This window comes from Cryptosporangium sp. NPDC051539 (assembly GCF_044454545.1).
Lineage (GTDB): Bacteria > Actinomycetota > Actinomycetes > Mycobacteriales > Cryptosporangiaceae > Cryptosporangium.
Map to the genome: position 1 here is coordinate 414,174 of NZ_JBITDV010000009.1, position 16,041 is coordinate 430,214.

1 protein-coding gene (cut by a window edge) is annotated in these 16,041 nt (G+C 74.1%); it reads left to right on the forward strand.

The genetic code is table 11. From position 1 onward, the window contains the following. The coding region annotated (locus tag ACIBZJ_RS28410; RefSeq protein ID WP_395934837.1) for an SDR family NAD(P)-dependent oxidoreductase crosses the window boundary (this coding region is incomplete at its 3' end): on the forward strand, positions 1 to 16,041 show 16,041 of its 33,503 nt. Its footprint extends 17,462 nt past the window's final position.

A 16,041-nucleotide genomic window follows, 5' to 3' on the forward strand; every position in this document is an offset into this window, starting at 1 on the left:
ATGACGACGCCAGCTGACCAGGTCGTGGACGCGCTTCGAACGTCGCTGAAGGAGACCGAACGGCTCCGCAGGCAGAACCGCCAGCTGGTCAGCGACGCCTCGGAGCCGATCGCCATCACGTCGATGGCCTGCCGGTTCCCCGGCGGCGTCAGCTCGCCGGAGGAGCTCTGGCACCTGCTGGACGAGGGAGCCGATGCGATCTCGGGCTTCCCCACCGACCGGGGCTGGGACCTGTCCCGGCTCGCCGGGAGCGACCCCGACGGTCGTGGCCGCACCGACGTGCACCGTGGCGGTTTCGTCGCGCACGCGACCGACTTCGACGCGGACTTCTTCGGCATCTCCCCGCGCGAAGCGATGGCGATGGATCCGCAGCAGCGGCTGCTGCTCGAGGTCACCTGGGAGGCGTTCGAGCGCGGCGGCCTCGACCCGGCCGCCCTGCGCGGCAGCGCGACCGGCGTCTTCGTCGGCATGAGCGGCCAGGACTACTCGTACCTGATGGTCCACTCGCTGGACGACCTGGACGGCACGCTCGGCACCGGGATGGGGGCCGGTGCCGCGTCCGGCCGGCTGTCGTACGTCTTCGGCCTGGAGGGCCCGGCGGTCACCGTCGACACCGCCTGCTCGTCCTCGCTCGTCGCCCTGCACCACGCCGTCCAGGCCCTGCGCGCTCGCGAGTGCACGCTGGCGGTGGCCGGCGGCGTGACGATCATGTCGACCGCCGGGGCTTTCGTCGAGTTCAGCAAACAGGGTGGCCTGGCCGCCGATGGCCGGTGCAAGTCGTACGCCGACGCCGCCGACGGCACCGGCTGGTCCGAGGGCGTCGGCATGCTCGTGCTGGAACGCCTGTCGGACGCGCAGCGCAACGGTCACCAGGTGCTGGCGCTGATCCGGGGCTCGGCGGTCAACCAGGACGGAGCGTCCAACGGCCTGACCGCGCCGAACGGCCCGTCGCAGCAGCGGGTGATCCGCGCCGCCCTGGCCTCGGCCGGTCTGTCGCCCGCCGCGGTGGACGCCGTCGAGGGACACGGCACGGGCACCCGGCTCGGTGATCCGATCGAAGCGCAGGCGCTACTGGCGACGTACGGCGCGGACCGGGAGCGGCCCCTCTGGCTGGGCTCGGTCAAGTCGAACCTCGGTCACACGCAGGCAGCGGCCGGGGTGGCCGGCGTCATCAAGATGGTGCTGGCGATGCGGCACGGCGTCCTACCCCGGACGTTGCACGTGGACGCGCCGTCGTCGCAGGTGGCGTGGGGTTCCGGGGCGGTGCGGCTGCTGACGGAGGCCCAGCCCTGGACGGCGGACGGGCACCCGCGCCGGGCCGGTATCTCGTCGTTCGGTCTGTCCGGGACCAACGCGCACGTCGTGCTGGAGGAACGACCGGCGGTTCTGGTCCAGCCCGCGACACCCGTGCCGCCCGGCTCCGGGGCCGCCGGTCCGGTACCGGTCGTGTTGTCGGCGCGCACCGCGGACGCGCTCGCCGGGCAGGCGCGCGCACTGCGCGCGTCGGTGGGTCGCGCGCCGTCGTCCGTGGACGACGTGGCGGTGTCGGCGGCGACACGGGCGCTGTTCGAGCACCGGGCGGTCGTGCTCGCGTCCGGTCCGGACGAGTTGCTCGCCGGTCTGGACGCGTTGTCCGACGGGCAGCCGAGCCCCGCCGTCCTGGTCGGTACCGCTCAGCGGCAGGCCCGCGTGGCGATGGTGTTCACGGGTCAGGGTTCGCAGCGGCTGGGGATGGGTCTGGCACTGGCGGAGCGGTTCCCGGTGTTCGCGGCGGCGTTGGACGAGGTGCTGGCGGGGTTCGGTCTGGATCGTTCGGCGCTTTCGACGGCCCCGGTGGAGGAGACCGGTTGGGCGCAGCGCCTGATTTTCGCGGTGGAAGTGGCGCTGTTCCGGCTCTTGGGCGTGACGCCGTCGATGGTGGCGGGGCATTCGATCGGTGAGTTGGCCGCGGCGTATGTCGCGGGTGTGTGGTCGTTGGAGGACGCCTGCCGGTTGGTGGGGGCGCGGGCGGAGTTGATGCAGGCGCTTCCGCCGGGTGGCGTGATGGTGGCGGTGGCCGCGTCCGAGGCAGATGTGGTGCCGTTGCTGGTGGACGGTGTCGCGGTCGCGGCGGTGAACGGTCCGGAGTCGGTGGTGCTGTCCGGTGTGGCAGCCGCGGTCGACGAGGTCGTTGCGGCGTTGGGGGTGCGGTCGCGGCGGTTGGCGGTGTCGCACGCGTTTCATTCGGCGTTGATGGATCCGATGCTGGAGGGCTTCCGGGCGGTCGCGGCCACGGTGGCGTATCGGGAGCCGTCGGTTCCGTTGGTGTTGGTGGGTGGTGACGCTACGGATCCGGAGTATTGGGTTCAGCAGGTGCGTCGTCCGGTGCGGTTCGCTGAGATCGCGGCGGAGTTCGGGGATGCTCTGACGCTCGAGGTGGGGCCGGATGCGGTGCTTTCGGCGCTGGTGGAGAACGGTGTGCCGGCGATGCGCGCCGGCCGGGACGAGCGAACGACGCTGCTGGAGGCGCTGTCCCGGCTGCACGTGTCCGGTGCCGACGTGGACTGGTCCGGCTTCCTCCCGGCCGCGAACCGGATCGATCTGCCCACGTACGCGTTCCAGCGGCAGCGGTTCTGGCCCGACACCTCCGGCCAGGTCGGGAACCTGGCCGCCGCCGGTCTCACCGAGGCCCGGCACCCCTTGCTCGCCGCCGCCGTCGATCTCGCGGACCCGTCGGGCGTCGTGCTCACCGGGCGGGTCTCGCTCGTCACCCATCCGTGGCTGGCCGACCACCGCGTCGGTGACGCCGCCGTCTTCCCCGGCAGCGCCTTCCTGGAGCTGGCGATCCGCGCGGGCGATCAGGTCGGCTGCGACCGCGTCGAAGAGCTGACGCTCGCCGCCCCGCTGGTGCTGGACGAGCGGACCAGCGTGGTCGTCCAGGTCTCCGCCGGTGCGGCGGACGAGCACGGCGCCCGCGAGCTGAGCATCCATGCGCGCCCGGCCGGAGTCGAGGACGAGCGGCCGTGGACCCTGCACGCGCGCGGCCGTCTCACCCGCGGCGACCGGGTCGAGCCCGGCGGCACCGAGCCGCACGGCTCCGAGCCTCCCGGTGCTGAGCCCTTCGGTGCCGAGCCCTTCGGCGCCGGGGCCTGGCCGCCGGCCGACGGCACGCCGATCGACGTCGCCGGTGTCTACGACGAACTGGCCGACGCGGGCCTCGGCTACGGGGCCGCCTTCCAAGGGCTCCAGGCCGTCTGGCGGGCGTCGGACGACACGATCTACGCCGAGGTCAGCCTGCCCCGGACCCATCCCGCCGCTGCTCGGTTCGGTCTCCATCCCGCGCTGCTGGACGCGGCCCTGCACGCCACCACTTACCTCCGGCCGTCCGGGCTGGTCGGAGCCTGGCACGACGTCACTCTGCACGCCGTCGCCGCCACCGCGCTGCGGGTGAGGCTCACCCGTACCGGCGCCGACACGGTGTCGCTGGCCGCCGTCGACGCCGCCGGGCAACCGGTGCTCTCGGCCCGCGCGGTACGGCTGCGGCCGGTGGCCGACACGGTGCCGGCCGAGTCCGGTGCCGCGGACGACGACGGGCTGTTCCACGTCGACTGGGTGGTGCTGGGCGGTGGCTCGGTCGGCGACCGGGCCACCGAGGTCGTCGATGTCACCGGCGGTGTGGAGGTGGCCCCGGCCGACGGCGCGGGCGCGCCGCCGGCCGGGGGGTTCGTGCGGATCAGCGGCGACGTTCGCGCCGCGACCGGGCAGGCGCTCGCCGCCGTGCAGGACTGGCTGGCCGGCGAACGGCCGGCCGACTCCCCACTCCTGGTGGTGACGTCCGGCGCGGTGGGGCCGTCCGGGGTGGGTGATCCGGCGGGCGCGGCGGTGTGGGGCCTGGTGCGCGCGGCGCAGGCGGAACATCCGGGCCGGTTGGTGCTGGTCGATTGTGTGGAGCCGGACTCGGTGGTGCTGGCCGAGGTGGTGGCGTGTGGTGAGCCGGAGGTGGCGGTACGGGACGGGGCGTTGTGGGTGCCCCGGCTGGTGCGGGCGGCCGCGGCGGCTGACGCTGGCGCAAGTGTGAGCTTCGGAGCCGGTGCGGTCTTGATCACCGGGGGTACCGGTGGTCTGGGCGCGTTGTTCGCGCGGCATCTGGTGGTGTCGTACGGCGTCGAGCACGTGATTTTGACGAGTCGCCGGGGGTTGGAGGCTCCGGGTGCGCGGGAGTTGCGGGCCGAGTTGGTGGGGCTGGGCGCGCGGGCCGACGTGGTGGCGTGCGACGTGTCGGATCGGGCCGCGGTGGCCCGGTTGCTCGACGGCGTCGAGTTGTCGGGTGTGGTGCACGCGGCCGGTGTGCTCGACGACGGAGTGTTCGGGTCGCTGACGGTGGACCGGCTCGACACGGCCCTGCGGCCGAAGGCCGACGGGGCCCGGCATCTGCACGAGCTGACTGCCGGTATGCCGCTGGCCGCGTTCGTGATGTTCTCGTCGGTGGCAGGGACCTTCGGGGCGGCGGGGCAGGGCAACTACGCCGCGGCGAACGCCTATCTGGACGCGTTGGCGGCGGATCGGCGGGCCGAGGGACTGCCGGGTCTCTCGGTGTTGTGGGGGCCGTGGGCGCTGGACGCGGGCATGACCGCCGGGCTCGCGGAGGCTGACACCCGGCGGATGTCGCGGGCGGGTATTCCGGCGTTGTCGCCGGAGCGAGGGCTGGCGTTGTTCGATGCGGCCCTGGGCCAGGATCGGCCGGTGGTCGCGGCGATCCGGTTCGACGGAGCGGCGTTGCGGGGCTTGCCGGTGGTGCCGCATCTGCTTCGGGGCCTGGTGCGCACCCGCCGCCGGGCCGCCTCCAACGGCACGCTGCTGCGCCGTCTGCTCGGCCTCGCTCCGGCCGAACGGGCCCGCACACTGCTCGACCTCGTGCGCGCCGAAGCCGCGTTCGTGCTCGGGCACGCGTCGCCGGCCGGGCTGCACGCCGGACGCGAATTCCGCGAGCTGGGCTTCGACTCGCTGACCGCGGTGGAACTGCGCAACCGCTTGAACACCGCGACCGGCCTCCGGCTGCCCGCCACGCTGGTGTTCGACTACCCGACCCCGCAGCGGCTGGCCGACCAACTGCTCGCGGAGCTGCTCAGCACCACCGACGCCCCGCCCACCCCGGTGGCCACCAGCGCGACGAGCACGGACCCGATCGCGATCGTCGGGATGGCCTGCCGCTTCCCGGGTGGCGTCCGCAGCCCTGACGACCTCTGGCGCATGCTCTCGGACGGCGAGGACGGCATCACACCGTTCCCGACCGCGCGCGGGTGGGACCTCGACGCGCTCTACAACCCCGACCGCGCCGGGCGCGGCACCAGCTACGTGCGCGAAGGCGGCTTCCTGCACGACGCGGCCGAGTTCGACGCGGGCTTCTTCGGCGTCTCCCCCCGGGAGGCGCTCGCGATGGACCCGCAGCAGCGGCTGCTGCTGGAGACCTCGTGGGAGGCCCTGGAGCGCACCGGTCTCGATCCGACGTCGCTGCGGGGCAGCCAGACCGGTGTGTTCGCCGGCGTCACCTATCACGACTACGGCACCAGCGTTGCGCTGCCGGTCGACTCGATGAGCTTCATGGGCACCGGTACCGCCGGCAGCGTCCTCTCCGGTCGCATCTCCTACCTGTTCGGGCTGGAAGGGCCGGCCGTCACGGTCGACACGGCCTGCTCGTCGTCGCTGGTCGCGATGCATCTGGCCGCGCAGGCCCTCCGCGGCGGCGAGTGTTCCCTCGCGCTGGCCGGTGGCGTGACTGTCCTGTCCAACCCGGGCGTGTTCATCGATTTCAGCGCGCAGGGCGGCCTCGCCGCCGACGGACGGTGCAAGCCCTTCGCCGACGCCGCCGACGGCACCGCCTGGGGCGAAGGCGTCGGTGTGCTCGTACTCGAACGGCTGTCGGACGCGCAGCGCAACGGACACCAGGTGCTCGCGCTGCTCCGCGGCTCGGCCGTCAACCAGGACGGGGCCTCCAACGGGCTGACCGCACCGAACGGCCCCGCGCAGCAGCGGCTCGTCCGGCGCGCGCTCGCGGTGGCCGCCCTGGCGCCGTCCGACGTCGACGTGGTCGAGGGGCACGGCACCGGTACGACCCTCGGCGATCCGATCGAGGCGCAGGCCCTGCTCGCCACGTACGGCGCCGACCGCGAGACGCCGCTCTGGCTCGGCTCGATCAAGTCCAACATCGGCCACACCCAGGCGGCGGCCGGCGTCGCCGGCGTCATCAAGATGGTGCTGGCGATGCGCCACGGGCTGCTGCCCAAGACACTCGGGGTGGACGCGCCGACCTCGCACGTGGACTGGTCCTCCGGAGCCGTCCGGCTGCTCACCGAGCCGGTGCTGTGGAAGCGCAACGGACATCCGCGCCGGGCCGGCGTCTCGTCGTTCGGTATCTCCGGTACGAACGCCCACGTCATCCTCGAGCAGGCCCCGCAGCTCGACGAGGTGCGCGCCGAACCGGAGCCGGTCGCCGGCCCGGTTCCGGTCGCGCTCTCCGCCCGCGACGCCGATGCGCTGGTCCACCAGGCCGCCCGGCTGCTGCGGCTGCTGGAGGAACGTGAGGTGCGGGTACCCGACGTCGCGCTCTCCACCGCGGTCACCCGATCGCTGTTCGAGCACCGCGCGGTCGTACTCGCCGACGATGCGTTCGGGCTCTCCGCCGGGCTTTCCGCGCTGGTCGACGGCCGACCGGCGGCCGGTGTGGTGAGCGGCACGGCCACCGCGGATCACCGGGTCGCGCTGCTGTTCAGCGGCCAGGGGGCGCAGCGGATCGCGATGGGTCAGTCGCTGGCCGGCCGGCATCCGGTTTTCGCCCGCGCGCTGGAAGAGGTCTGCGTCGAGCTCGACCGGCACCTGGCCCGCAGCGGCGACCCGCTCTTCGACCGGCCGGTGCGGGAGATGCTCTTCCGCGGCCCGACCGACCTGGTCGACCGGACCGGATGGGCGCAGCCGCTCCTGTTCGCCGTCGAGGTCGCCCTGTACCGGCTGCTCCGCTCGTGGGGGATCACCCCGGACGCGGTCGCCGGCCACTCGATCGGCGAACTGGCCGCGGCGTACGTGGCCGGAGTCTGGTCGTTGGCGGACGCGTGCGCGCTGGTCGCCGCGCGGGCCCGGCTGATGGAGGCGTTGCCGGCCGGCGGCGCGATGATCGCGGTGCGCGCCGGCGAGGCCGAGGTCGCGCCGCTCCTGGCCGGGCGCGCCGACGAGGTGTGCATCGCCGCGGTCAACGCGCCCGACTCGGTGGTGCTCTCCGGCCGGGCCGACGCCGTCGCCGAGGTGGCCGCCCGGGTCGACGGGCAGCGCCGGGCGTTGCGGGTCTCGCACGCGTTCCACTCGCCCCTGATGGAGCCGATGCTCGACGACTTCCGTGCGGTGGCCACGACGCTGACGTATCGCCGCCCGGAGATCCCGGTCGTGGTGGCCGGCGGCGACGTGACCGATCCCGAGTACTGGGTCCAGCAGGTCCGCCGCCCGGTGCGGTTCGCCACCGTGGTCAGCGAGCTGCTCGCCGCCGGTACGGACACGTTCGTCGAGGTCGGTCCGGACGCCGTGCTGGCCGGCCTGGTCAGCGCGAACCTGCCGGACAGCGGCTCGGACGTGCTGGCCGTCCCGGTGCTGCGCAGCAACCGCGACGAGCACAGCGCCAGCATCGACGCCGTGGCCCGGCTGCACGTCCGGGGCGTCGCGGTCGACATCGCCGCAGTGCTCGACGGCGCCGGGGCCCGCCGGATCGACCTGCCCACGTACGCCTTCCAGCACCGGCACTTCTGGCCCGACAGCCTGAACTCCCGGGCGGCGAACCTCGCCGCAGCGGGGCTGACCGAGGCCGGCCACCCGCTGCTGGGCGCCACGGTCGCACTGGCCGCGGCGGACGGCGCGGTGCTGACCGGCCGGTTGTCTCCCCGCCTCCAGGGCTGGCTGTCCGACCACGCGGTCGACGGTGTCGCGCTGTTCCCGGGGACCGGCTTCCTGGAGCTCGCCCTGCGCGCGGGCGATCAGGTCGGCTGCGACCGGGTCGAGGAACTGACGCTGACCACACCGCTGGCGCTGCGGCCGGACGACGCCGCCGTGATCCAGGTGTGGGTCGGGGCACCGGACGAGGGTGGCCGCCGCAGCGTGAGCGTCTACTCGCGCCACGCCGCCGCGACCGACGACGAGCCCTGGGTGCAGCACGCCGGCGGCGTACTGGCGCCGGACGGGCCCGGAGCCGCCGGAGCTTTCGACGCGGCCGCCTGGCCGCCGCCGGGCGCCGTCGAGCTGGACCTGGGCGACCGTTCCGCCGCGCCGGTCGACGGCGAGCTGGTGATGGGTCCGGCGTTCCGGGGTCTGCAGCGCGCCTGGCGGGACTCCGCCGGCGCGGTCTTCGCCGAGGTGTCGCTGCCCGAGCAGGTCCACGACGCGGCCGCGTACGGGCTGCACCCGGCCGTCCTCGACGCGGTGATCCAGGCGACCGCCCAGATCGGCCTCGACTCGACACGCGGCCGGCTGCCGTTCTCCTGGGGTGGCGTCAGCCTGCACGCCGGGGGCGCGGCGACGCTGCGCGCCCGGCTGACCAAGGTCGGTCCGGAAGAGGTCGCGATCGAGGCGGCCGACCCCACCGGCGCGCCGGTGCTCTCGGTCCGGTCGCTGGTGATGCGCCCGTTCGCCGAGGAGCACCCGGGGGCCGGTGGCGGATCCTCGCGTGACGGGCTGTTCCAGGTCGACTGGGCGGAGCTGGCCGTTCGCCCCGGCGCCGCTGCCACAACCGAGGTCAGGGAGGTCACGGATGGTGCTGTGGGATCCCCAGGAGTGGGGTTCGTCCGGGTGGGCGGCGGTGATGTGCGGCTGGCAGTGGGTCGGACGCTGGCCGCTGTCCAAGGTTGGCTGGCCGACGAGCGGAGCGTGGATGGCCGTCTCCTGGTGGTGACGGCCGGTGCGGTCGGGCCGTCGGCGAACGACGATCCGGACGCGGCGGCGGTGTGGGGCCTGGTGCGTGCCGCGCAGGCCGAGCACCCCGGCCGGCTGGTGCTGGTGGATTGCCCGGAGCCGGATCCCGCGGTGCTGGCCGAGGTGGCGGCGTCCGGTGAGCCGGAGGTCGCGGTCCGGGACGGGGCACTCTGGGTGCCCCGGCTCGCGCGGACGGCCGACGTCGTCTCCGGGGAAGTGGACTTCAGCGGCGGCCCGGTGCTGATCACGGGTGGCACCGGGGGCCTCGGCGCGGTGTTCGCCCGGCACCTCGTCTCGTCGTACGGCGTCGAGCATTTGGTCTTGACCAGCCGTCGAGGGTTGGACGCCCCGGGTGCGCGTGCACTGCGTGACGAGCTCACCGGGCTCGGCGCGCGTGTCGACGTCGTGGCCTGTGACGTGTCCGACCGGAACGCGGTGGCGCGGCTGCTCGACGGCGTCGTCCTCTCCGGCGTCCTGCACGCGGCCGGCCTGCTCGACGACGGCATGTTCGCGTCGCTGACGCCCGACCGGCTGGAGACGGCACTGCGGCCGAAGGTCGACGGCGCCCGGCACCTGCACGAGCTGACGGCGGGGATGCCGCTCGCGGCGTTCGTGCTGTTCTCGTCGGTCGCGGGCACGTTCGGCGCGGCCGGCCAGGGCAACTACGCCGCGGCGAACGCCTACCTGGACGCGCTGGCCGGCTACCGGCGGGCCGAGGGCCTTCCGGGGGTGTCGATCCTCTGGGGACCGTGGGCGCTGGGCGCGGGCATGACCGCCGGCCTGGCCGAGGCCGACACCCGGCGGATGGCGCGGGCCGGCATCCCGGCGCTGCCGCCCGAGCGCGGTGTCGCGCTGTTCGACGCGGCCGTACGCCAGGACCAGCCGGTCGTGGCCGCGATCCGGTTCGACGCGGCGGCGCTGCGCGGTCTGCCCGAGGTGCCGCACCTGCTCCGCGGCCTGGTGCGCACCCGCCGCCGGGCCGCCGCCGGAGCCGGGGACGGGTCGGTGCTGGCCGCGCGGCTGGCCCCCCTCGGATCGGCCGAGCGCGCGGTCGTGGTACTCGACCTCGTGCGCGCGCAGATCGCTGCCGTCCTCGGGCAGGCCAGCCCGGAGAGCGTCGCGACCCACCGCGAGTTCCGCGAGCTGGGCTTCGACTCGCTGACCGCGGTGGAGCTGCGCAACCAGCTGAACACCGTGACCGGCCTCCGGCTGCCCGCCACGCTGGTGTTCGACTACCCGACCCCGCAGCGGCTGGTCGAACACGTGCTCACCCGGCTCTCCGACGTCCAGGTGGACGTGCCCCCGCCGGTGACGACGATCGCCACCGACGAGCCGATCGCGATCGTCGGGATGGCCTGCCGTTACCCCGGCGGCGTCACGTCGCCGGAGGACCTCTGGCAGCTGCTCGTCGACGGCCGGGACGGCATCACCCCGTTTCCGACCCAGCGCGGCTGGGACCGCCTGACGAAGTATCAGCCGGACGGGACGGCGGGCGCCGCCGACTACGTGCGTGAAGGGGGCTTCCTGCACGACGCGGGGGAGTTCGACGCCGGCTTCTTCGGGGTGTCGCCGCGCGAGGCGCTGGCGATGGACCCGCAGCAGCGTCAACTGCTGGAGGTCTCCTGGGAGGTACTGGAGCGGGCCGGGATCGATCCCGCGCAGCTGCGCGGCAGCCGGACCGGCGTTTACGCCGGGATCATGTACCACGACTACGGCGCCAGCGTGGAGCTGCCCCGCGAGGCGATGAACTTCCTGGCCACCGGCAGTGCGGCCTCGGTGCTCTCCGGCCGGATCTCCTACACGCTCGGGCTCGAGGGCCCGGCCGTGACGGTCGACACCGCGTGCTCGTCGTCGCTGGTCGCGATGCACCTGGCGGCGCAGGCCCTGCGTGGTGGCGAGTGCACGCTGGCACTGGCCGGCGGCGTCACGGTCATGGCCACACCCGGCGTTTTCCTGGACTTCAACGCCCAGGGCGGGCTGGCCTCCGACGGCCGGTCCAAGTCTTTCGCCGACGCGGCCGACGGCGTCAGCTGGTCCGAGGGCGTCGGGATGGTGCTGCTCGAACGTCTCTCGGACGCCCAGCGCAACGGCCACCAGGTGCTCGCCGTGCTCCGCGGTTCGGCGGTCAACCAGGACGGCGCCTCCAACGGGCTCACCGCTCCCAACGGGCCGTCGCAGCAGCGGGTCATCCGCCAGGCGCTGGCCTCGGCGGCCCTGGCGCCGTCGGACGTGGACGTCGTCGAGGGCCACGGCACCGGGACGACGCTCGGCGACCCGATCGAGGCGCAGGCGTTGCTGGAAACCTACGGCGCCGACCGGGACGAGCCGCTGTGGCTCGGTTCGATCAAGTCGAATCTCGGTCACACCCAGGCGGCGGGCGGCGTCGCCGGAGTCATCAAGATGGTGCTGGCGCTGCGCCACGACCTGCTGCCGAAGACGTTGCACGTGGACACGCCGTCGACGCACGTGGACTGGTCGGCGGGCGCGGTCGAACTGCTGACCGAGAACCGGCAGTGGACGCGGAACGGGCACCCACGGCGGGCCGGCGTGTCGTCGTTCGGCATCTCGGGGACGAACGCGCACCTGATCCTCGAGGAGCCGCCCGCGGCACCGCAACCGGCACCGGTCGCACCGGCCGGCCGCCCGCTTCCGGTGCTGCTGTCGGCGCGGACCGCGGAGGCGCTGCACGGGCAGGCGCGCCGGGTGAGCGCATTCGTCTCCGGCGGCTCCGCCGGGGTGGCCGAGGTCGCGCTGGCGGCGGCGGCCCGTTCGGTGTTCGAGCACCGCGCGGTCGTGGTGGCGTCCGATCCGGACGAGCTGGTGGCGGGGCTCGAGGCGCTGCCGATCGTCGGCGAGGCGCTGGAGACCACCACGGTGGCGATGGTGTTCACCGGCCAGGGGTCGCAGCGGCCCGGGATGGGGCTGGCGCTCGCGGCCCGCTACCCGGCGTTCGCCGAGGCACTGGACGAGGTGCTGGCCGGGTTCGGTCTGGATCGTTCGGCCCTGTCGGAGGCTCCGCTCCAGGACACCGGGTGGGCGCAGCGGCTGATTTTCGCGGTCGAGGTCGCGCTGTTCCGGCTGGTGGGCGTGACGCCGTCGGTCGTGGCCGGTCATTCGATCGGTGAGCTGGCCGCGGCCTACGTCGCGGGTGTGTGGTCGCTGGAGGACGCCTGCCGGTTGGTGGGAGCGCGGGCGGAGTTGATGCAGGCGCTTCCGGCGGGTGGCCTCATGGTGGCGGTGGCGGCGTCCGAGGCGGACGTGGTGCCGTTGCTGGTCGAGGGCGTCGCGGTCGCGGCGGTGAACGGTCCGGAGTCGGTGGTGCTTTCCGGCGTGGCGGCGGCGGTCGAGGAGATCGTCGAGGTGCTGGGGGTGCGGTCGCGGCGGTTGGCGGTGTCGCACGCGTTTCATTCGCCGTTGATGGATCCGATGCTGGAGGAGTTCCGGGCGGTCGCGGCCACGGTGACCTACCGGGAGCCCACCCTTCCGTTGGTGTTGGTGGGTGGTGACGCCACGGATCCGGAGTACTGGGTTCAGCAGGTGCGTCGTCCGGTGCGGTTCGCTGAGATCGCCGCTGAGCTCGGGGATGCGCTCACGCTCGAGGTGGGGCCGGACGCGGTGCTTTCGGCGCTGGTCGAGAACGGTGTGCCGGCGATGCGCGCCGGCCGCGACGAGGAGACGACGCTCCTGCACGCGCTGGCCCGGCTGCACGTCCTCGGCGTCGGCGTGGACTGGACGCCGTTCCTCCCGGCGGCGAACCGGGTCGAGCTGCCCACCTACGCCTTCCAGCACCAGCACTACTGGCCGACCGGCACCCGCCCCGGCGACGCCCGCGGCCTCGGCCTCACCGCCGCCGGTCACCCGATCCTCGGGGCGGCCGTGGACCTGGCCGACCTCGACGGCGTCGTCCTGACCGGCCGGGTCTCGCTCGGCTCGCACCCGTGGCTGGCCGACCACCGCGTCGGCGACACGATCCTGTTCCCCGGCACCGGCCTGCTCGAGCTGGCCGTCCGGGCCGGTGACCAGGTCGGCTGCCACCGGATCGAGGAGCTCACGCTCGAGATCCCGCTGGTCGTTCCCGACTCCGGCGACGTGCGGCTGCAGGTCGTCGTCGGAGAGCCGAACGACGCCGGGAGCCGGAGCGTCACGCTGCACTCCCGGCGGGACGGCTCGGACCAACCGTGGATCCGGCACGCCGGCGGTGTGCTCGGCACCGCCCGCCCGGCCGCCCACTTCACCGCCGAGGCCTGGCCGCCACCCGACGCCGAGGCGATCGACGTCACCGACCTCTACGCCGACCTCGCGCGCGGCGGCCTGAGCTACGGCCCCACGTTCCGCGGGCTGCACGCCGCCTGGCGGGGCAGCGACGGAGCGGTCTACGCCGAGGTGCTGGTCCCCGAGCAGGTGGACGACGCGGCGCTCTACGGCCTGCACCCGGCAGCGCTCGACGCCGCACTGCACGCCGTGCCGCTGGTCGGCCTCGACGCCTCCGGGGGCGGCCGGTTGCCGTTCGCCTGGAACGGCGTCAGCCTCTACGCCACCGGCGCCTCGGTGCTGCGCGTACGCCTCTCCCGGGCCGGATCGGACGCGGTGCAGATCGCGGCTGTCGACGTCACCGGTGAACCGGTGTTCGCGGCCGAGTCGCTGGTGCTGCGCGCGGTCAGCTCCGACCAGCTCGCCGCCGCCGGAACCGGCCGTCCCGACGAATTGCTCCGGCTCAGCTGGGTGGAAGCGCCGCTTCTCGGTTCGCCGATCGACGCGGTCGCCGACCTCCAGGTCGGCCTCGTCGCCGCCGACGGTGTGCTGCCCGAGCCGGTCGACGGGCGACCGGCCGACCTGCTCGTCGCGGAAGCCGACGATTCGTGCGACCCGTCGGTGGTGTGCGGCGGCGTGCTCGCGCTGCTGCGTACCTTCCTGGCCGACGACCGGTACACGCGGTCGCGGCTCGCGCTGGTCACCCGGCGGGGAGTCGCGGTCGAGCCGAGCGCACCGGTCAACGTCGCCGTCGCGGCGGCCTGGGGGCTGATCCGTGCGGCGCAGAGCGAGAACCCCGGACGGATCCTGCTGGTCGACGTCGAGGCCGAGGAATCCGCGCCGCTCTCCGTCCTCCCCGCGGTGATCGCTGCCGGAACGGACCAGGCCGCGGTCCGGCGCGGCACCGTGCTGGTGCCTCGCCTGGAGACGCTCGGCGCCGGTGGCGGTCTGGTGCCCCCGCCCGGCGCGACTCCGTGGCGGCTGGCCGGGCGCGCAGAGGGCAGCCTCGACGGGCTCGAACTGGTGCCCTGCCCGCAGGTCGCCGAGCCGCTCACCGACCGGCAGGTCCGGATCGCGGTCCGGGCGACCGGCCTGAACTTCCGCGACGTCCTGAACGCCCTCAACGCGCTCGGCTGGTTCCAGGATCAGGCCGGTGGCCTCGGTGGCGAGGCCGCGGGCGTCGTGCTCGACGTCGGCCCGGACGTCACCGACGTGCGGCCGGGCGACCGGGTGGTCGCGTTGACCGAGGCCGGATTCGGGCCGGTGGCGGTCAGCAGTGAACCGCTGCTGCTGCCGATTCCCGAGGAGTGGACGTTCGAGCAGGCGGCAGGCGTTCCGGTGGTCTTCCTGACCGCGTACTACGCGCTGCGCCGCCTCGCCGACCTGGGTCCCGGCGAAACCGTGCTCGTCCACGCCGGTACCGGCGGGGTCGGCATGGCCGCGATCCAGCTGGCCCAGCACCTCGGCGCGGACGTCTACGCCACCGCCGGCGAGTCGAAGTGGGACGTGCTGCGCGGCCTGGGTCTCCCGGACGACCACATCGCGTCCTCCCGGACGCTGGACTTCGCCACCCGGTTCCCCGCCGGGATGGACGTGGTCCTCAACAGCCTCACCGGCGAGTTCATCGACGCGTCGGCCGGACTGCTGCGCCCGGGCGGCCGGTTCGTCGAGATGGGCAAGACCGACATCCGCGACGCCGCGACGCTCCCCGACGTCGACTACCGCTGGTTCGACGTCATGACCGCCGGGCCGGACGCGATCCGGGAGATGTTCGGCGAACTGACCGCGCTGTTCCGGGCCGGGGTGCTGCAGCCGTTGCCGGTGACCACGTTCGACGTGCGCCGGGCCCGGGACGCGTTCCGCTACATGAGCCAGGCCAGGCACACCGGCAAGATCGTGCTCACGATTCCCCGCTCCTGGGATGTCGACGACACGGTGCTGATCACCGGCGGCACCGGAGGACTGGGCAGCACGCTCGCCCGGCACCTGGTCAACGCCCGGGGAATGCGCCGGCTGGTGCTGGTCAGCCGGCGTGGTCCGGCCGCGCCGGGCGCCGAGGCGCTGCGCGACGAACTGACCGCGTCGGGTGCCCGCGTCGACGTCGTGGCCTGCGATCTGGCCGATCGGGAAGCCGTCGTCGCGCTGCTGGCCGCGCACCCGGTGGACGTCGTCGTGCACGCCGCGGGTGTCCTGGACGACGGAACGATCGAATCGCTGACCCCCGAGCGGCTCGAAACCGTGTTCCGCCCGAAGCTCGATGCCGCCTCGCACCTGCACGAGCTGGTCGAGGACGCGCCGCTCGTCGTGTTCTCGTCGATCGCCGGCTTGCTGGGCACTCCGGGCCAGGGCAACTACGCCGCGGCCAACGCGGGACTCGACGCGCTCATGCACCAACGGCAGCGGCTGGGCCTGCCCGGACTGTCGCTGACCTGGGGCATGTGGGCGCAGGAGACCGAGTTCACCGCCGGTCTGGGCGAAGCGCATCTGCGCCGGCTCGCGGCCTCCGGCCTGCCCCCGATCGACACGCCTACCGCCCTGCGGCTGTTCGACACCGCGATCGGCAGCGACGAGGCCCTGGTCGCACCACTCGTGGTGAGGGTGCCTGCCGGAACGTCGGTCGTGCCGCCGCTCTTCTCCGAGCTGGTACGCCCGGTCGGCGTCACCCGGCGGGCGGCGGCGGCCGGTTCGGCCGGCGGCCCCTACGCCAGCCTGATCACCCAGCTGACCGCACTGGCACCGGCGGAACAACTGCGGTTCCTGACGACGCTCGTGCGGACGCAGGCCGCCGCGGTGCTCGGCCACACCGGGCCGGACACGATCGAGACCCGGCGCGAGTTCCGCGAGCTCGGCTTCGACTCGCTCACC